Here is a 17,393-nt window from a genome sequence, read left to right as displayed (position 1 = left end):
CCCGGGCACGCCTATCGCCGCAGCCGGGCGCCGTCCCAGGTGAACGCCCCGTCCAGGACGTCGGCCAGCTCGATGCCAGGCCACGGCGTGTGCCAGTCCAGCACGGTGTCGGCGAACTGCAGGACCGTGCCGAGCCCCTGCGACGGGCCGAGGTACGTCTCGCGCCAGCCCGGGTCGTCGAGCTTGGTGCCGGTGGTCCGGTAGCCGCACGACGTCAGGTCGCGCTCCAGCCCGACGACGTCCTCGGTCAGGAAGGTCACGTGGTGCACCCCCGGGCCGCGCTCGTCCAGGAACCGCTGCAGGTCCGAGCCCGGATCAACGGGCTGCAACAGCTCGAGCTTGACCTCCCCCCTCAGGTGGAACTGGGCGGTGCGGAACCCGTAGTCGTGGTTGTCCCCGCCCCGCTGGAACTCTCCACCGAGCGCGCTCATGACCAGCTCGGCCGCCGGTGCGATGTCGGGGACGGCGAAGCCGACGTGGTCCAGCCACGGACGCCGGTCCGCCCCGTCCGTCGGGCTCACGACGGGGACGCCGCTGTGCTCGCTCCCCCGGAGTCGGACACACCAAGGAAGGCGTTCGCGACCCGCGGGTCTCCCCGCAGCTCCGCGCCGGTGCCGCCCAGGACCTCGCGGCCCTGCTCGAGGACGTGCACGCCCGAGGCCAGGTCCATGGCCGCCGCGTTCTGCTCGACCATGACGATCGCGATCCCCCGCAGGGCGATCTGCTTGACCGTCTCGAAGACCTTGTCGACCATGACGGGGGCGAGCCCCATCGAGGGCTCGTCCATCAAGATCACGTCCGGGTCGGCCATCAGCGCCCGCCCGAACGCGAGCATCTGCTGCTCGCCTCCGCTCAGGAGCCCACCTGCCGAGCGCCGCCGATCCGCCAGGATCGGGAACAGGTCGTAGACGTCGGCCAGGATCGAGTCGCGGCTGCTGGAGTCGGTGTTCGAGTAGCCGCCGAGCAGCAGGTTCTCCTCGACGCTGAGGGACTGCACGATCCGGCGTCCCTCCGGCACGAGCACGACCTTCGAACGGACGACCCGCCAGGCGGGCTTGCCGGTGATGTCCTGGTCGCCGATGCGGACCTGGCCACCGGCCGGCCGGACGACGCCGGCGACTGCCTTGAGTGTCGAGCTCTTGCCGGCGCCGTTGGCACCGAGCAGCAGCTCGATCGTCCCCGGGACGGCCGTGAAGGACACGGACTCGACCGCGGTGAGTCGTCCGTAGCGGACGGTGAGGTCACGAACCTCAAGCTGACGTGTGTTGCGGGCCAAGATAGGCCTCCCTCACAGAAGAGTCGTTCATGACGGTCAGTGGATCGCCGTCGGCGATCACCTGGCCATGGTCGAGCGCGACCAGGTGGTCGCAGATACGGGTCACGAGACCCAGGTCGTGCTCGACGAGCATCTGGGTCATGCCGTCAGCCCGGAGCGAGAGCAGCAGGTCCGCGACCTGGCGACGCTCCTCACCGGACATGCCGGCGACCGGCTCGTCGAGCAGCAGCACCTCGGGCTCGCTGACGACTGCGCGCGCGATCTCGACCATGCGCTGGTGGCCGTAGGGCAGATCCGTCGGACGGTGCCCGGCCAGGTGCGCCAGCCCGACGCGATCGAGCGCCGCGAGCGACTGCTCGCGCACACGTCGCTCCTGCCTGCGGGACCGAGCGGGACGGAGGAGGCCGTCGTACTGACCCCCACCTGAGTCCGCGCCGAGCGCCACGTTGGCGAGGACGTCCAGGTCCGGCAGCAGGCGGATCGACTGGAAGGTGCGCCGCAGGCCCAGGCGGGCCAGCGCGAACGGCGAGGTCCGGGTGGTGTCGGACCCCAGGAACTCGATCCGACCACCGGTCGCCGGGGAGATGCCCGACATCGCGTTGATCAGCGTGGTCTTGCCCGATCCGTTCGGCCCCACCACGCCGCAGAGCGATCCGCGGGCGAGGTCGAAGCTCACGCCGTCCACCGCCTTGATGCCACCGAAGTGCACCTTGACGTCGTCGAGCCGTACCAAGGACTCCGTGCTCATGCGCGCTCCTCCACCGTGACGGGATCGCCGGCAGGCTCCGGCTGGTGCGGATCCGGTGGTCCGCCGCCTGGACGCGGCCTGAGTCGGCCTGTGGCGGCACGGACGATCCGTGCCACGATGCTGGTCAGGCCCTGCGGCGCGAAGATCACCATCACGACGATCAGGACGCCGTACACCGCGCTGCTCCACTCGTCCATGAAGGTCAGGACCTCGGGCAGGAACGTGACGATGACCGCCCCGACAGCTGCGCCGATCCACGACCGGGAGCCGCCGATCACGACGACCGTGAGCCCCAGCACCACCAGGGTGAACCCACCGTCGCCGGGTCCGAGGACGCCGAAGATGAGGGGGCTGATGGCTCCGGAGAGACCGCCCAGCACGCCGCTCAGCACGATGCAGTAGATGCGTGCTCGCCCGACGTTGATGCCCACCGAGGACGCGAGAGTCGCGTCTGTCCGCAGGGCGTCGAGGGCCCGGCCGCCCGACCGCGACTGGAGCAGCCCGACGACCACCGTCGCGACGACAGCCAGCAGCAGAGCGTGCAGCACGGTCACGTCACGCGGGATGCCGTAGAGGCCGATCGCGCCGCCCGTGACGCTCTCCCACGTGTAGGCGAGAGACACGATGATCAGGTCGAAGGCGATCGTGGCCATGCCGAGGTACAGCCCCGAGAGGCGCCCCAGGGACAGGGCGAGGCCCAGCGACACGACGAGGACGATCACCAGCGACACGGCGACCGCGAGGGGCCAGGCGACGTCGCGGTCGAGCATCCAGGCGGTCGCGTAGCCCGCAATCGCCCAGGTGCCCGCGCTCGCGAGGGAGAACACGCCCGCCCGCAGGACGACCTGGATGCTGAGGCCGAAGATGTAGTAGACCATGAGGGTCTGCAGGAGCGTCTCGTTGTCAGAGACCCATTCGTTGATCATGCGCGTTGACCTGCCGCTCGGGTGAAGATTCCTTGGGGCCGCAGGAGCAGCACCACGATGATGAGACCGAAGGCCACGAAGTCCTTGGCATCGCCGCCGAAGTACTCCACCGCGAACGTCTCACCGAGCGCGAGCGCGAAGGCGCCGATCGCGGCCCCCGGGATGCTGCCGACCCCGCCCAGCACGACGGCTGCGAAGGCCTTCAGCAGGAGTCCGTCGCCCATGTGCGCCTCGATCGCGTTGGCGTTCGCGGCCAGCAGCAGGCCGGCCGTGCCGGCCAGCGCCCCGCTGATGAACATCGTCAGCGCCGACAGGCGCGCCACCGGGATGCCCATGATGTCGGCGGTGACGGGATCGGCCGCGATCGTGCGCATCGCACGGCCCGTGCGCGTCCGGGCCACGAACACGCTCAGTGCCGCCGCCAGCACGAGCGACACCACGATGATGCCGATCTGCAGGGTCGTGATGCGGACCGATCCGAACACGTGAATCTGGGTCTCGACCACGCCGGCCGGCAGGTTGACGACCTCGTCGGTCGACAGGTTGAGGGCGACCGTGACCGGGATCAGTCCGGCCCCGATGCTCGCGATCAGCACACCCAGCTCGGCAGAGTGCGCGTCGGCGGTACGCCGTTGCAGCGGGTGGTAGACCAGCACCTGCAGGAGAACCGACAGGGCGCCGCCGACGAGTGCCGCGATCACCGCGAGCACCGCCAAGTGGATGTCCGGGGTCACCTCGCGGGTGATCAGGTAGGCGCTGTAGGCGCCGAACATGAAGATGGAGCCGTGGGCGAGGTTCAGGATGTTCAGGACCCCCCACGACAGGCTCAGACCCATCGAGAACAACAGATAGATCGAGCCGAGGATGAGCGCGCTGCTCAAGAGCTGGAGCATGGATCTTCTTTCACAGAGGAGGTGCCGGCCGGGACGGTTCGCCGTCCCGGCCGGCCGGCGGTCACGGGACCAGACGCGCGGTGGCGTCCTGCCACTCGATCAGCACACCGTCGGCGCGGGCGTCGCGGTCCTCGAACGTCAGGCGACCGACAGCTGCGTCGATGCCCTCGTCCGCCGCCTTCGACATGCCCTCACGGACGTCCGAGCGGGAGAAGCTCGGCGCCTGCTCGAGGCCCGCGACCGTGAACATCACGGCGTCCCAGGCCTCAGCGGTGAAGGCGTCGATCTCGGCCGCCTCGGTGCCGGTGATCTTGGTGTAGGACGCGACGAAGTCCTTGGTGCCGGCGTTGTCGGCGTCCGGGTGGAAGTCCGTCGGCCAGGTCAGCCCGTTGGCCTTGGCACCCAAGGGCTTGAGCACGCCGCCGGAGAATCCGGGCGTGCCGCCGATGAGGCCCTCGAAGCCGCTCTGGAGGACCTGGGTCACGATCGTGACGTTGGGCGTGCCCTGCCCGAGCACCAGGACCGCGTCGGGCTTCGCCTTCACGATGCCGTTGGCCAGGCCGGTGAAGTCGAAGCCGTCGCCGGCGAACTTGCTGGACTTGACGAGCTTGATCCCGGCATCGTCGAACAGATCGGGGTAGACCTTCTCGCCGAGGTCGACCAGCGTCGGGTTGTCGGTCTGGTAGGCGATCGCGACGCTCTTGACGCCCTTGGTCTCCCAGTGGTCGACCTGCTTCTTGTGGTACGACGCCTGCGGAGCGGTCGTGCGGAACACGTAGTCACCCACGTCGACGACGCCCTCGGTGCCCGACTGCACCGCGACCAGGGGGATCTCCTCGTCCTGGGCGATGGGGGCGATCGCGACGGCTTCGGCGCTGGAGCAGCCGAAGATCGTCGACACCGCGTCGGACGAGGCCGCGTCGCTCATCGCGGCGGACGCCTTGCGGGGATCTGTCGCGGTGTCGCGGACCTTGAGCTTGATCGTGACGCCGTCGAGCATCTTGTCCGCGTTGGCCTTCTTGACCGCAGCCTCCGCACCCGCGCGGACTGACTTGCCGCAGAACGCCGCGGCGCCGGTCAGCTCGGTCAGCAGATCAATCGTGACGGTGTCGGCGTCTGCCTTCGACTCGCCGCCGTCGCTGCCCGATCCGCACGCGCCGAGCACGAGCGCGGCGACCGTTCCAAGTGCCAGGACCTTGCCGGACCGCCGGCGAGAGGTAGACGTCATTTTACCATCCGTTCGTTTGGTGACTTGGCGACAAGAGTACGAGACTCACGTCACATGTCAAGCCTTTGGACGAACAGCCTCGGCCGGGTCGGTGCGGAGTCAGGCTCCGCGAGAGGGCGAGACCAGGCCGGAGACGAAGATCTTCGAGAACTGGCGACCGATCTCGTCAGGCCCCCACGAGCCCGCATCGCGGTACCAGCGGTAGATCCAGTTCGTCGCGCCCAGCACGGCCATGGCGGCCATGGAGGCATCGATCTCGGGGCGGATGCTGCCTTCTTCCTGCCCGGCCCGGATGAGGTCGCGCAGCTGCTCGGTGTAGCCCAGCGCCGAGAGCTCCTCGCGGCGACGGGCCGACAGCTGGTCGAACTCGTGCAGGAACACCGTGGTCGCAGTCATGTTGTCGATCAGATAGCGGACGTGACCCTCGATCGCGTGCTCGAGCCGGTCGACCGCGTCCCCGGGACCCGTGGTGATACGGCGAAAATTCGCCACGCCCTCCCAGTACACCCCGCGGATGATCTCGTAGAGGAGGTCGTCCTTGGTCTTGATGTAGTAGTACAGGCTGCCCTTGAGCATGCCCAGCTCGTCGGCGATGTGCTGGAGAGACGTCGCGGCATAGCCGCGGTCCGCGAACATCCTCGCCGAGACGTCGAGCAGCTCCTTCCAGCGCTCGTCGCCTGACTTGCGCGGGGACTGGCGACTCGACGTCGCGACCTTGCGACCCGACCGCGGCATCGACGCCGCGTCGGCCACTGCTGCGCCGTCTGCACTCTCGTTCATCTGGCTGAAGTTACCATCCGGGTGTTTGACATGGGTCGCGGCGCGCGCTGTCCCGCGGGGACGACTCGTCCCATGCGCCGCAGCAGGAGGCTGCGCATCCTGAGCGTGTCGGGGGCCCTCCCGGCTTCATTGCCTTACCTACCGGTCGTTTGTATGATTGGCCGATGACCGATCTCTCCCCCCTGGCAGGGCTCCTGCGCACCTACGCGTACGGCTACACGGCCAGCCACGACTTCTCGGTGTGCGACCAGATCATGGTCGACGACTACGTGCTGCACATGAACGCCTTCAGCCTCCGGGGACGAGATGAGCAGTACAAGCCGGCCACGGCCAAGCAGTACCGCCAGTTCCCCGGTCTCGGCTTCACGGTCCACGGGTTCATCTCGAACGGGGAGCGCGCTGCCCTGCACTTCACCGAGCACGGCAGCTCGGTCCTGTCGGGGACGTCCGCGAGCTGGCAGGGCGTCAGCATGTATCGCTGGGACCACGAGCGCCTCACGGAGTGCCGGGTCGAGCAGGACTACTTCTCGCGCGCAGCCCAGCAGCAGTCCGGTGTGCCGCTGCCGGTGTCGCCCCCCGCGATGGACCCGTTCATGGCCGGGGACGAGGACCCGTCCCCTCACACCGAGGACGTCGTGCGCACGTGGCTGGAGTCGTCGCGCTGGCTGGACGACACCGAGGTCCGTCGGGACGACGGACACGCGGACACGCCCCGCGCCCGGATCGCCGACCCCTCCTCGCGCGTCCTCGACCTCTTCAGCGCAGGACCGCACGCCGCGTTCCACGTCCTGGTCTCCGGCACGTACGCCGGGGGGCTCGGCGAGGCCCACGACGAGCTGCGAGGTGTCCAGGGCGAGCTCTACGCGACCGGGCTCGTCCAGGTGGTGGACGGACGGCCCAGGGGCCACGTGGTGACGGACCGGCACACCTACCTGCGCCGTCTCGCCGCGACCGCCTGAGAGTCGCCCCTCCTCGTCCGCCGGGTCAGGAGATGGTGGCGATGAGGCCGCCGTCGACGACCAGCGAGGTGCCGGTGACGTAGCCGGCCAGGTCGCTCGCGAGGTAGACCACGGCGTTCGCGATGTCGTCCGGCGTCCCGAGGCGTCCGAGCGGCACCTTCGCGACAGTCGCGTCGTACGCGTCCGACGCGAGCGGCCGATCGACCGTCGTCATGTGGGTCTGGATGATGCCCGGCAGGACCGAGTTGACCCGCACGCCGGACGATCCCAGCTCGAAGGCGAGCGTCTGGGTCATCAGCAGGATCCCCGCCTTGGAGGCGCTGTACGCCGCGGAGGTCCGCGATCCCTGGACGCCGGCGATGCTCGCGACGTTGACGATGCTGCCAGATCCCCGCGCGGCCATCCCCCGCCCCGCAGCACGACAGCCGAGGAACGTGCCCCGGAGGTTCACGGCCAGCACACGATCGAAGTCGTCGACGGCCATCCCCGTGACCGGGCTCGCGGGGCCGACGATGCCGGCGTTGTTGACCAGCACGTCGACCCCGCCGAGCGGGTCCGCGGCCGCGATCGCCTCCTCGACCGACTCGGGCCGGCTGACGTCGCACGAGACGAAGACGCTGTCGCCGCCGATGACCTCGTGGGTCGCTCGCCCGCCCTCGCGGGGTTCCGCGAGGACGTCGGCGACCACGACGGCCCGGGCCCCCTGCGCGGCGACCGCGAGAGCGATCGCCCGACCGTTGCCGCTCGAGCCGCCGGTGACGACCACGACGCGGTCCTGCAGGAGGCCGTTGCTCATCGGAGGAGCTCCAGGATCGTGGCGTTGGCCATGCCGCCGCCCTCGCAGATCGTCTGCAGACCGTACTGGATGTCGTTGTCGCGCATGTGGTGGAGCATCGTGGTCATGACGCGGGCGCCGGAGCCGCCGAGCGGGTGCCCGAGGGCGATCGCGCCGCCGTTGGGGTTGACCTTGTCGGTGTCGGGACCGATCTCGTCCTCCCACGCGCCGATCACCGACGCGAACGCCTCGTTGACCTCGAAGACACCGATCTCGGACAGGGGGATCCCCGAGCGGTCCAGGATCTTGCGGGTCGCGGGGATCGGGCCGGTCAGCATCGTGATGGGATCGACACCCACGACCGCGGACGAGACGAACCGCGCGATCGGTGTGAGCCCCAGATCGCGAGCCTTGTCGGCGCTCATGATCAGCAGCGCGGCCGCGCCGTCCGAGATCTGGGACGCGTTGCCGGCCGTGACGCGGCCGTTCTCCTGGAACGGTGTCTTCAGGTTCGCCAGCGTCTCCAGGGTCGTCCCGCGACGCACGCCCTCGTCGGTGTCGACGACCACTCCGTCGGGGGTCGTGACGGGCACGATCTGGCCGGCGAACCGTCCGGCGTCGATCGCTGCGGCGGCACGCTCGTGCGATCGCACCGCGATCGAGTCGAGGCGCTCACGGCTGAGGCCCCACTTCTCGGCGATCATCTCCGCACCGATGCCCTGGGGCACGAGCTGGTCGCCGTAGCGGGCCGTGACCTGGGGCGACTGCGGGTGGCCCGGACCGTTCTCGACGGACGAGAACATGTGCACGCGGCTCATCGACTCGACCCCACCGGCCACGACGATGTCGTAGTGCCCGGCGATGACGCCTGCGGCTGCGAAGGCCGCAGCCTGCTGGGACGACCCGCACTGCCGGTCCACGGTCGTGGACGGCACCGACTCGGGCCAGCCGGCGGCGAGGACGCCGTAGCGACCCACGTTCATGGACTGCTCGCCCACCTGGCTCACGCACCCCCAGATGACGTCCTCGACGAGGGCCGGGTCGAGGCCCGTGCGATCCACGAGACCCTGCAGGACCGTGGCGGACAGATCGGCCGGGTGGACACCCGACAGCCCGCCGTTGCGCTTGCCGATCGGCGTGCGCACGGCCTCGACGATTACTGCATCCATCATGTGAAGCTCCTCATTGGTGGTGGTGTGGTCAGTCAGCGGTCGGCACGAGGGAGTTGCGGGGCCCGCCACCGTCGACCAGCACGCGCTGGCCCGTGACGTAGGACGCCGCGGGACTCGCGAGGAACGCCACGACACCCGCGACGTCCTCCGGCCGGCAGACCCGACCGAGCGGGGAGAGCTCGTCGAGGGTCGACGCGCTGGCGTGACCCGTCGTCGCCTCGGTCAACCGGTTGCCCATGTCGGTCGCGACCAGGCCCGGGGCGACCAGGTTGACCCGGACCCCGTGCACCCGCTCCTCGCGGGCCATCACGATCGCCGCGGCTCCCATCGCGGCCTTCGCCGCGGCGTACGGCGCAGTGCCCTCGGGCAACAGGTCCACGACCGTGCTCGAGACGAAGACTGCGCTCCCGCGCTGTCGCCGCAGCGACGGCATGGCCGCCGCCGCGAGCTCGATGTTGGACAGTGCGTGGATGTGCAGCATCCGCAGGTACTCCTCGAGCGTCGTGTCGACGGCCGACAACCCACGCGAGGCGGAGCCGGCATTGCCCACGAGGACCGACACGTCCCCGTGCTCGGCCAGGACCGTCTCGACCAGTGCCGTCGCAGCGCCGGGCTCGGAGAGCTCGGCCTGCACCGCGTGCGCCTCGCCGCCTGCCTCCTGGACGCTGCACAGCAGCTCGTCCGCGGCCTCCCGGTCGCGGCGGTACGAGAACACGACGCGGTGATCGGTCGCCAGGCTCGCGACGATCGCCCGTCCGACGCCTCGGGAGCCACCGGTCACGATCGCCAGGGGCCGCGTCACGAGGCCACCTCGCGACGTCGTACGAGCTCGGCCCGGGCGGTGATGACCGTGGCGCCCTCGCCCGTCCGGACCACGACGTCGAAGGCCTCGCGGCCCGACCCGGCCTCGCCGGCCGGAACCGCCGAGACGGTCACGGCATCGCCCGCGAGGACATTGCCGAGCAGGCGGAACGACACCCGTGCGACCCGGTGGTCGGGGTGGGTCTGCTCGAACAGGTTGTAGACCGTTGCCATCGTCGAGGGACCCTGGTTCACGACCCGGGCGGCCCCGATGCCGGCAGCGGCCTCGGCGTCGAAGTGGATCGGGTTCGGGTCCGCCAGCAGCAGCGCCAGCACCTTCATCCGCTCCGCGTCGACCTCGGGGAGCTGCCAGGTGAGCTCCCCGTCCGGCGAGATCGCGGTCATGACTCGTCCCTTCTGATCGCGTACACGTTGGTGACGCTGGCGACGCGGCCACCGTCCTGGGCGTCCAAGAGGTCGAACCGGCACGTGGCCAGGTCGAACGTGCCGAGCACGGCACCGTGCTTGCGGACCAGGTCGATCACCTCGCCCTCGACGCTGTACGTCCGGTCGGTCTCCAGGTCGCGGTCGAGCTCGATCGTCGACTGGGCCAGCATCGGCCCGTCGGCGATGTCGCACTCGAGCAGCTCGAACAGCCCGGCGACGCTCAGGCCCATGCCCCGCTGCACGCCGATGAAGGCCATGATCGGGTGGGGCTGAGGCGAGGCCGCGGCGGAGAGGGCATCGCGCGCGAGCCAGCTCTCGTACCCGGCGATGCTGTACTCACCGCCGGGCACGCGCGATCCCACCAGGTGCCGGAGGGGATGTGTCGCGGTCTCCATGTCAGAACGACCGCGGGAGGCCGAGCCCCTCGGCGATGCCGTTGCGGGCCATCTCATTGGTGATCGGCCCGATGCGGAACAGTCGGACGTCTCGCCAGTACCGCTGCATGTTGGTCTCGGCCGAGTAGCCCATGCCGCCGAGGATCTGCAGGCCGAGGTCCGCACCCTGCCCCGCGAGCTCCGACGCGATGACCTTCGCCATGTTCGACATCGCGCCGGCATCTCGGCCCGTGGCCTGCATCCACGCGGCCTTGAACACCACGAGCTCGGACTGCTCACGCCACATCGCGATGTTGGCGACGTGGTGCTGCAGCGCCTGGAACCGTCCGATCTTCCCGCCGAACGCCTCGCGCTCGTCCATGTACCTGAGGGCGTCCTCCAGGACGCCGTCGAGGATGCCGACGCAGAACGAGGCGAGCATGACCCGCTCGTTGTTGAGGGTCGGCAGCAGCATGTACCACGCGCGGCCGGGCTCACCGAGGACGTTCTCATCCGGGATGAAGACCTCGTCGAGGAACACGTCGCATGAGCCGAGGGCACGCATGCCGAGCTTGGGGATCTCCCTGATCGTCACGCCCTCGGACTTCGCCGGGAGGATGAACAGGGTCAGGCCCTGGGTCCGCTTCTCGGTCTCCTCGGTGCGTGCGAGCAGCAGGATGTTGTCGGCGACGTGGGCCATCGAGCTCCACGTCTTCTGGCCGTTGACGATCCAGCCACCCTCGACCTTCCTCGCGCGGGTGCGCATGGCCCCGAGGAGGTCCGTGCCGCCGCCGGGCTCGGTGAAGCCGATGGCCCACTTGTCCTCACCCGAGCAGATACGCGGCAGGTAGTGCTTCTTCTGCTCCTCGCTGCCGTAGAGGCCCACCGACTTGCCACCGGCGAACGAGGTGATGCCCCAGACCCAGGTGAGTCCGGCCAGCGACCGCGACAGTCCCCGGGCGAGCAGCATCTGGGTCACGATGTCGCCACCCTGGCCGCCGTACTCCTCCGGGATGCCGACCCCGTGGAAGCCCGCTGACGCCATCTTCTGGAACAGGTCTTCAGGGAAGGTGTGCTCTTCCTTCTCCCACGCCAATGCGGCGGACTTGGGGGCCTCGCGGTCGACCCAGTCGCGCACGAACTCCACGAAGTCTTCCTGGTCCTGAGTGATGCTGAAATCCATGTCGATGCTCCTTGTGTGATGTATGTGCTGTGGGGCGTGCGGTTCAGGGACGGATGACGACCTTGCCCACGGCCTGACCGCTCTCGAGCCGGGCAACCGCTGCCTGGGCGTCGTCGAGTGCGTGGACCGAGTCGATCGCCGGGTGGATGTCCGCCGCGACGCAGAACGCCACGAGGGAGGACAGCTGCTCGACCGTCCCCATCGACGAGCCGACGATCCGGACGTGGTTGAGGAAGATCTTCATGAGGTCCAGCGACACCTTGGCGCCGGTGGTCGCGCCCGCCACGACGATCGTTCCGCCTGGGCGCACCGACTTGGTGCTGTGGTCCCACGTCGCAGCGCCGACCGTCTCCAGCACGATGTCGGCACGGGCCGGCAGTCGCTCACCCGCAGCGAAGACCGCCGAGGCACCGAGCTCCGTCGCTGCTGCGAGGCGCTGCTCGTCGCGGCCCGTGACCCACACGCGCAGTCCTGCCCGCGAGGCGAGCGTGATCGCGGCGGTCGACACGCCTCCGCCGGCGCCCTGGACGAGGACCGTGTCGCCGGGCTTGGCCTCGGCCTTCACGAACAGCATCTGGTAGGCCGTGAGCCATGCCGTGGGCAGACACGCCGCCTCCTCGAAGGTCAGCTCGGCCGGCTTGTCGATCAGGTTGCGCTCGGGCACGAGGATCTCGTCCGCGGCGCCCCCGGAGCTGGCCTCGGCCAACATGCGGCGGCGCGGGTCGAGCAGCTCGGTGCCCCCGCCGCGAGACGGGTCGGCGACCAGCGAGTGCACGACCACCTCACGGCCGTCGGCCGTGACGCCCGCGACGTCGGAACCGACGCCGAGCGGGAACTGGTCCGCCGTGACACCCACGCCCTTGATCGACCAGAGGTCGTGCTGGTTCAGCGCGACGGCCTTGACCTTGACGACCGTCCATCCGTCACGGGGCTCAGGTGCCGGGGCCTCCACGACCTCGATGACTCCCGAGGGCAGGTCGGTGGCGATCTCGCGGGCTTGTGCTCTTCTCATGTCGGTACCTCCAGGGACCTTCGGGGTGGGGAGCTGATCGTGTTCTCGCGGCCGTGAAAGGGCGGTGCGACCTGCCAGAGGGGGCCGGCCGCGGTCTCGACCTCCAGGAGCGAGCCGCGCTCGCGGACCTGCGGATCGGTCGGCAGGTCGTCGATGTCGAGCACACCCGACACGCACGTGTCCGGCAGGTCCAGCTCGAGCAACCACTGCGCCAACGGCTTGGTGGCCACGACGGCGGCGACGTCCGCGACGAGCGCTGGATCGGTCTGGCGCGCCGCCCACTCGGGGTGACCGAGGATCGTCACGACGCGCTGCCAGAACTTCTCCTCGACGGCTGCGACGGCCAGGTGACGACCGTCCGACGTCGCGTACACCTGGTAGCAGGGGCTTCGCCCGTCCAAGGGCGTCGCGACGGGGACGTCCAGGCGCCGGGACGCGAGTCGTTCGGCGATCTGCATGCCGCCCAGCACCAGCGCCGCATCGGCCAGGGCGAGATCGATGAACGCGCCGCGGCCCGTCTCGCGCGCCGCCAGCACGCCGGCCGTGAGCCCGAGCGCTGCCAGCACCCCGCCGGTGACGTCCGCGACCAAGGTGGGAGGCACGTCGCGCTCGGCGCCCAGGAGACCTGCCCGCGCAACGAAGTTGAGGTCGTGCCCGGCCGCTGACGCGCGAGGACCCTCCTGGCCGTACCCCGACAGCGCGAGGTAGACGAGGGCGGGATTGATCTCGGCGAGGACGTCGTGCCCGATGCCCAGGCGCGCGGCCACGCCGGGGCGGAAGCTCTCGACCAGCGCATCGGCGCCCCGAACGAGATCGAACAGCTCGGCCCGCCCCGCATCGGTCTTGAGGTCGAGGGAGACCGCGGTCTTGCCGCGGTCCATGTACTGGTGCTGCGCGCTGGAGTCCGTGCCGACGCGCGGCTCGAGCCATCGCGTCGCGTCGCCGCCCGGAGGCTGCTCGATCTTGACGACCTCGGCTCCGAGGTCGCTGAGGAGCAACGTCCCGGTCCCTCCCGGCAGCATCCGGGTCAGGTCGATCACCGTCATGCCCGCGAGCGGGCGCCAGGGCACGCTCATCGGGTGAGCCCTCGTCCGACGATGTCCTTCATGATCTCGTTGGCCCCGCCGTAGATCCGCTGGACCCGCGCGTCACGCCACCGTCGCGAGATCGGGTACTCGTCCATGAATCCGTAGCCGCCGAACAGCTGGAGGGCCTGGTCGAGGACCGCTCCCTCCAGGTCCGTGGCCCAGAACTTGGCGCCGGCCGCGTCCTCGGCGCTCAGGCGGCCCTCGTCGAGCTCGACCACGCAGGCGTCGACGTGGCTCCGGGCCACCTGCACCGCGGTGTGCATCTCGGCCAGCGTGTGGCTGACCGCCTGGTGCCGGTTGATCGGACGGCCGAAGGTCGACCGCATGGTCGTGTGCTCGAGCGCGAGCTGCAGGCCGGTGTGGGCGCTCTCCACCGCGTGCACCGCGATCGAGAGACGTTCGCGTGCCAGGTTGCGCTTGACCAGGCTGAACGCGCGGCCGGGCTCGCCCAGGATGTTCTGGACCGGCACCGCGCAGTCGTCGAAGAAGATCTCGGCGGTGTCCTGTCCCCGGCGGCCCGCCTTCTTCAGCGGCTTGCCCCGAGTCATCCCGGGGGTTCCTTCCTCGACGACCACGAGCGTCATCCCCCGACCGTCGTCCTCGCCCGTGCGCACCAGCACGATGACCAGGTCAGCGATCGACCCGTTCGTGATGAACGTCTTGGAGCCGTTGAGCACGATCGACCCACCGTCGGGGCGGCCGCTGGTCGTGACCGCGGCAAGGTCCGAGCCGGCCTGCGGCTCGGTCATCGCGATCGCGGTGATCGTGTCGCCGGCGGTGAAGCCGGGCAGCCAGCGACGACGCTGCTCCTCGTCGGTGAACTCCAGCAGGTACGGCGTCACGATGTCGTTGTGCAGCGAGAAGCCGTCGTTCGCGATCCCGCTGGCTGCCACCTCCTCCTGGATCACCGCGTTGTAACGGAAGTCCTGGATGCCCAGCCCGCCGAGCTCGGGGTCCGCCTCGAAGCCCAGGTATCCGGCCTGACCAGCGCGCTGCCAGAACTCACGCGGGAGCGTCCCTGCGGACTCCCAGTCCTCGACGTACGGGACGGCCTCGTGCTCGAGGAACTCACGGAACGCGGACCGGAAGGTCTCGTGCTCGGCCGAGTAGAGGTGACGCTGCATGGGCTCAGAGCCTCGTGGCCGCGTCGAGGCGCACGTACTCGCCGTTGAGCAGCGTGACCTCCATGAAGGTCTTGACCAGCGCGGCGAAGTCAGCCGGCGTGCCCAGGCGCTTGGGGAACACGTGCAGGTCGACCAGGGCTGCGCGGCGCGCCTCGTCGACGCCCGCCAGCATGGGCGTGTCCATGATCCCGGGCGCGACGGACATGACCCGGATGCCCCAGACCGACAGGTCCCGCGCGAGCTGCAGCGTCAGAGCGAGGATCGCGCCCTTGGACGCGGTGTAGGCCGCCTGGCCCGTCTGCCCCTCGAGCCCGGCGGCCGAGGCGACGTTCACGATCAGGCCGCGCTCGCCGTCGGTCCGCGGGTCGTTCTCGCTCATGGCCTTGGCCACGTGGCGGATGACGTCGAAGGAGCCGGTCAGGTTGACGTCGAGCGTCGTGCGGAAGGTGTCGAGCGGGAACATCGTGCCGCGCCGATCGACCACGCGGTGCGCGGGTGAGATCCCGGCCGCGTTGACGCACAGATCGATCCGGCCGAACGTCTCGGTGGCCAGCGCCACGGCCGCCGCGACCTGGTCCGTATCCGACACGTCCGTGGGGATGAACAGCACGTCACTCCCGAGCTCGGCCGCGAGGTCTGCACCGGGGCTGCGGTCGAGATCCAGGACCACGGCCTTGCCGCCGTTCTCCACCAGCATCCGGACCACACCAGCCCCCAGACCGCCGCCGCCGCCGGTCACCAGTCCCACCGATCCCTGCACCTGCATGGTCACTCCCGCTCTCTTGACGATGTGATCAACAATCTACCGTATGTTTGGTAGTTGGTCGATGGTCAAATATCGGAAGTTTCGCCACTCACGCGCCACCTCCGCCTCCGCCCTGCCATACCAATAGCTTCGACCACCGGAGGCACCCGCTGACCGACGTCCAGCCACCAACCACTCGTTAGGCAGGGACGCGGACGGGGTCAGGGGACCGACCAGATCCCCTCAGGACAGGACCGGCTTGGGCGCCTGGGGGACGCCCTCGGCCGTCAGCTCGGCGACCAGCGGGTCCCGCAGCTCGAACTTCTTGATCTTCGTGCCCGACATGGGCCACGAGGTGACGAACCGTACGTACCGGGGCACCTTGTAGGTCGCGACCCGGCCGAGGCAGTGACCGACGATGTCCGCCTCCGTGGCACTCGCGCCCGGCTCGAGCTCGACGAACGCGGCCGGCACCTCGTCGTACCGCGCATCCGGGACGCCGACCACCTGGACGACCCTCACCGCCGGATGGGTGGCCAGGAAGTCCTCGATCTCGATCGCCGCGACGTTCTCGCCGCCGACCTTGAGCATGTCCTTGATCCGGCCGCCGTAGATCATGTGTCCCGTCTCCGCGATGGACGCGCGGTCGCCTGAGTGGAAGAAGCCGTCAGCATCGAACACCTGGGCCGTCAGCTCGGGATCCTTGTAGTAGCCCTCGAAGCACGAGTAGCCGCGGAAGCACAGCTCACCCATGACGCCCGGCGGGACCTCCAGACCCGTCTCCGGGTCGACGATCTTGACCTCCATGCCGTCGACCACGGGGCCCAGGGTCCGCAGGCGGAGCTCGGGGGTGTCGTGCTCGAGCCCCATCGTCAGGTTCGTGGCGCTCTCGGTGGAGCCGTACGACGTCACGTGGCTGGCCCAGGGCATCTGCGCCGCGAACTGCTCCATGCGTTCGGGGGTGTGGATGTTCTGCACGAGCCGGACGTGCTGGAGCTCCTCCGGGACGTATTCCTCGTGGTCGACGAGGCCCAACCAGATCGCCTCGAATGCCGGGTACAGGACCGTGCAGCGCTCGGCCTTGATCATCCGCAGGGACGGGCCCGGCTCGAAGAACCCGGGGTGGCAGAACTTCGCACCGACCGAGAACACCCCCAGCATCGGCACGATGCCGCCGCAGTGGAACAACGGCAGCGGATCCCACAACGCGTCCTCGCGGGTCAGGTTGAAGCGCGTGCGCGCGACCTTCTCGCCCTGGCGGACGACCGCCTCGTGCGTCAGCAGGCAGCCCTTGGGCCGGGCGGTCGTGCCCGACGTGTACATCAAGATGCCGATGTCACGCAGCCGGACCGTGGCCTGCACCTTCTTGACGTCCGGGACGGGGACCGCCGCGGCGAGCAGATCGTCACGGGTCAGGAATCCGGCACGGGGCGACTCGCCCAGGTCGACCACCGTCGCGTCGGCCATCCCCCCTTCGGAGATGACCTGCGCCAACAGGGCCGGGAAGTCGGTGGCGCCGGACGGGTCGCCCGAGGTCAGCATCACGGAGATCTCGGCGTGGTCGATGACGTAGGAGGCCTCATGGGCCTTGAACCGGGCATTGATCGGGACGATCACGGCAGCGATCTTCGCGATCGCGAAGATCCCCACGACGAAGTCCACCGAGTTGGGCATCAGGATGCCGACCCGGTCCCCGCGCCGGACGCCGAGACCGAGGAGCCCCGCCGCGACCCGGTCGCTGGCATCGGACAGCTCGCGGTACGTCAGTCGGCGATCGCCCATCACCAACGCGATCCCGTCGTTGCGATCGGCCTCCTGGTCGAGGCGGTCACCGATCGTCGTTGCGTTGATCCACATGCTGC

19 protein-coding genes are annotated in these 17,393 nt (G+C 69.6%); 1 reads left to right on the top strand and 18 read right to left on the bottom strand.

The window, feature by feature from the left end; all coding sequences use genetic code 11:
• Positions 1–11 precede the first annotated feature (11 nt).
• The 7 genes from GEV27_RS15055 to GEV27_RS15025 all read right to left on the bottom strand — a co-directional run bounded on the left by GEV27_RS15055 (position 12) and on the right by GEV27_RS15025 (position 5,851).
• A complete protein-coding gene (locus GEV27_RS15055) occupies positions 12–521 on the bottom strand; it encodes a VOC family protein (protein WP_153909443.1) in 510 nt (169 codons plus the stop codon).
• A complete protein-coding gene (locus GEV27_RS15050) occupies positions 518–1,276 on the bottom strand; it encodes an ABC transporter ATP-binding protein (protein WP_153934964.1) in 759 nt (252 codons plus the stop codon). The genes GEV27_RS15055 and GEV27_RS15050 overlap by 4 nt, the downstream gene beginning before the upstream one ends.
• Positions 1,251–2,024, bottom strand: a complete 774-nt coding sequence (locus GEV27_RS15045; protein WP_153909445.1) for an ABC transporter ATP-binding protein — start codon at positions 2,022–2,024, stop codon at positions 1,251–1,253. The genes GEV27_RS15050 and GEV27_RS15045 overlap by 26 nt, the downstream gene beginning before the upstream one ends.
• Positions 2,021–2,950, bottom strand: a complete 930-nt coding sequence (locus tag GEV27_RS15040) for a branched-chain amino acid ABC transporter permease (protein ID WP_153909446.1) — start codon at positions 2,948–2,950, stop codon at positions 2,021–2,023. Before GEV27_RS15040 ends, GEV27_RS15045 begins: the two co-directional genes overlap by 4 nt.
• Entirely contained in the window at positions 2,947–3,843 is an 897-nt protein-coding gene (locus tag GEV27_RS15035; RefSeq protein ID WP_153909447.1) for a branched-chain amino acid ABC transporter permease, read from the bottom strand. Before GEV27_RS15035 ends, GEV27_RS15040 begins: the two co-directional genes overlap by 4 nt.
• Positions 3,844–3,904: 61 nt before the next feature.
• A complete protein-coding gene (locus GEV27_RS15030) occupies positions 3,905–5,071 on the bottom strand; it encodes an ABC transporter substrate-binding protein (RefSeq protein WP_153909448.1) in 1,167 nt (388 codons plus the stop codon).
• 99 nt (positions 5,072–5,170) lie between these two features.
• Positions 5,171–5,851 (bottom strand): TetR/AcrR family transcriptional regulator, encoded by a 681-nt coding sequence (locus tag GEV27_RS15025; RefSeq protein ID WP_153909449.1) that lies wholly within the window; start codon positions 5,849–5,851, stop codon positions 5,171–5,173.
• 164 nt (positions 5,852–6,015) lie between these two features.
• Here GEV27_RS15025 and GEV27_RS15020 point away from each other — a divergent pair, with 164 nt between their 5' ends.
• Entirely contained in the window at positions 6,016–6,810 is a 795-nt protein-coding gene (locus GEV27_RS15020) for a nuclear transport factor 2 family protein (RefSeq protein ID WP_153934963.1), read from the top strand.
• Positions 6,811–6,835: 25 nt separating this feature from the next.
• On the opposite strand, the gene GEV27_RS15015 is transcribed toward GEV27_RS15020, so the two are convergent.
• From GEV27_RS15015 to GEV27_RS14965, 11 genes are all read right to left on the bottom strand, one after another.
• Positions 6,836–7,606: an SDR family NAD(P)-dependent oxidoreductase gene (locus GEV27_RS15015; RefSeq protein WP_153934962.1), complete on the bottom strand. Its 771-nt coding sequence runs from the start codon at positions 7,604–7,606 to the stop codon at positions 6,836–6,838.
• Entirely contained in the window at positions 7,603–8,757 is a 1,155-nt protein-coding gene (locus tag GEV27_RS15010) for a thiolase family protein (protein ID WP_153934961.1), read from the bottom strand. Before GEV27_RS15010 ends, GEV27_RS15015 begins: the two co-directional genes overlap by 4 nt.
• Before the next feature lie 28 nt (positions 8,758–8,785).
• Positions 8,786–9,559 carry an SDR family oxidoreductase gene (locus GEV27_RS15005; protein WP_309222290.1) on the bottom strand — a complete coding sequence of 258 codons (774 nt, stop codon included), beginning with the start codon at positions 9,557–9,559 and terminating at the stop codon, positions 8,786–8,788.
• Entirely contained in the window at positions 9,556–9,963 is a 408-nt protein-coding gene (locus GEV27_RS15000; RefSeq protein ID WP_153909452.1) for a MaoC family dehydratase, read from the bottom strand. The genes GEV27_RS15005 and GEV27_RS15000 overlap by 4 nt, the downstream gene beginning before the upstream one ends.
• Entirely contained in the window at positions 9,960–10,355 is a 396-nt protein-coding gene (locus GEV27_RS14995; RefSeq protein WP_153934960.1) for a hypothetical protein, read from the bottom strand. The genes GEV27_RS15000 and GEV27_RS14995 overlap by 4 nt, the downstream gene beginning before the upstream one ends.
• A gap of 46 nt (positions 10,356–10,401) precedes the next feature.
• On the bottom strand, positions 10,402–11,562 hold the full coding sequence (locus GEV27_RS14990) for an acyl-CoA dehydrogenase family protein (protein WP_153909454.1): 1,161 nt from the start codon (positions 11,560–11,562) through the stop codon (positions 10,402–10,404).
• Positions 11,563–11,605: 43 nt separating this feature from the next.
• Positions 11,606–12,574 (bottom strand): zinc-binding dehydrogenase, encoded by a 969-nt coding sequence (locus GEV27_RS14985; protein ID WP_153934959.1) that lies wholly within the window; start codon positions 12,572–12,574, stop codon positions 11,606–11,608.
• On the bottom strand, positions 12,571–13,650 hold the full coding sequence (locus tag GEV27_RS14980; RefSeq protein WP_153934958.1) for a CaiB/BaiF CoA-transferase family protein: 1,080 nt from the start codon (positions 13,648–13,650) through the stop codon (positions 12,571–12,573). Before GEV27_RS14980 ends, GEV27_RS14985 begins: the two co-directional genes overlap by 4 nt.
• Positions 13,647–14,786 (bottom strand): acyl-CoA dehydrogenase family protein, encoded by a 1,140-nt coding sequence (locus GEV27_RS14975; protein ID WP_153909457.1) that lies wholly within the window; start codon positions 14,784–14,786, stop codon positions 13,647–13,649. The genes GEV27_RS14980 and GEV27_RS14975 overlap by 4 nt, the downstream gene beginning before the upstream one ends.
• A gap of 4 nt (positions 14,787–14,790) precedes the next feature.
• A complete protein-coding gene (locus tag GEV27_RS14970; protein ID WP_153935061.1) occupies positions 14,791–15,552 on the bottom strand; it encodes an SDR family NAD(P)-dependent oxidoreductase in 762 nt (253 codons plus the stop codon).
• A 222-nt stretch (positions 15,553–15,774) separates the two neighbouring features.
• Entirely contained in the window at positions 15,775–17,388 is a 1,614-nt protein-coding gene (locus GEV27_RS14965; protein ID WP_194944226.1) for an AMP-binding protein, read from the bottom strand.
• Positions 17,389–17,393 lie beyond the last annotated feature (5 nt).

It is taken from the genome of Aeromicrobium sp. S22, from assembly GCF_009661045.1.
GTDB lineage: Bacteria > Actinomycetota > Actinomycetes > Propionibacteriales > Nocardioidaceae > Aeromicrobium > Aeromicrobium yanjiei.
This window is presented reverse-complemented; position numbering and strand designations above follow the sequence as displayed.

Excerpts from the sequence above, each read along its gene's own strand:
- GEV27_RS15045 (WP_153909445.1), bottom strand. The coding sequence starts at position 2,024 with ATGAGCACGGAGTCCTTGGTACGGCTCGACGACGTCAAGGTGCACTTC.
- GEV27_RS15040 (WP_153909446.1), bottom strand. The coding sequence starts at position 2,950 with ATGATCAACGAATGGGTCTCTGACAACGAGACGCTCCTGCAGACCCTC.
- GEV27_RS15035 (WP_153909447.1), bottom strand. The coding sequence starts at position 3,843 with ATGCTCCAGCTCTTGAGCAGCGCGCTCATCCTCGGCTCGATCTATCTG.
- GEV27_RS15030 (WP_153909448.1), bottom strand. The coding sequence starts at position 5,071 with ATGACGTCTACCTCTCGCCGGCGGTCCGGCAAGGTCCTGGCACTTGGA.
- GEV27_RS15025 (WP_153909449.1), bottom strand. The coding sequence starts at position 5,851 with ATGAACGAGAGTGCAGACGGCGCAGCAGTGGCCGACGCGGCGTCGATG.
- GEV27_RS15020 (WP_153934963.1), top strand. The coding sequence starts at position 6,016 with ATGACCGATCTCTCCCCCCTGGCAGGGCTCCTGCGCACCTACGCGTAC.
- GEV27_RS15015 (WP_153934962.1), bottom strand. The coding sequence starts at position 7,606 with ATGAGCAACGGCCTCCTGCAGGACCGCGTCGTGGTCGTCACCGGCGGC.
- GEV27_RS15010 (WP_153934961.1), bottom strand. The coding sequence starts at position 8,757 with ATGATGGATGCAGTAATCGTCGAGGCCGTGCGCACGCCGATCGGCAAG.
- GEV27_RS15000 (WP_153909452.1), bottom strand. The coding sequence starts at position 9,963 with ATGACCGCGATCTCGCCGGACGGGGAGCTCACCTGGCAGCTCCCCGAG.
- GEV27_RS14990 (WP_153909454.1), bottom strand. The coding sequence starts at position 11,562 with ATGGATTTCAGCATCACTCAGGACCAGGAAGACTTCGTGGAGTTCGTG.
- GEV27_RS14985 (WP_153934959.1), bottom strand. The coding sequence starts at position 12,574 with ATGAGAAGAGCACAAGCCCGCGAGATCGCCACCGACCTGCCCTCGGGA.
- GEV27_RS14980 (WP_153934958.1), bottom strand. The coding sequence starts at position 13,650 with ATGAGCGTGCCCTGGCGCCCGCTCGCGGGCATGACGGTGATCGACCTG.
- GEV27_RS14975 (WP_153909457.1), bottom strand. The coding sequence starts at position 14,786 with ATGCAGCGTCACCTCTACTCGGCCGAGCACGAGACCTTCCGGTCCGCG.
- GEV27_RS14970 (WP_153935061.1), bottom strand. The coding sequence starts at position 15,552 with ATGCAGGTGCAGGGATCGGTGGGACTGGTGACCGGCGGCGGCGGCGGT.
- GEV27_RS14965 (WP_194944226.1), bottom strand. The coding sequence starts at position 17,388 with ATGTGGATCAACGCAACGACGATCGGTGACCGCCTCGACCAGGAGGCC.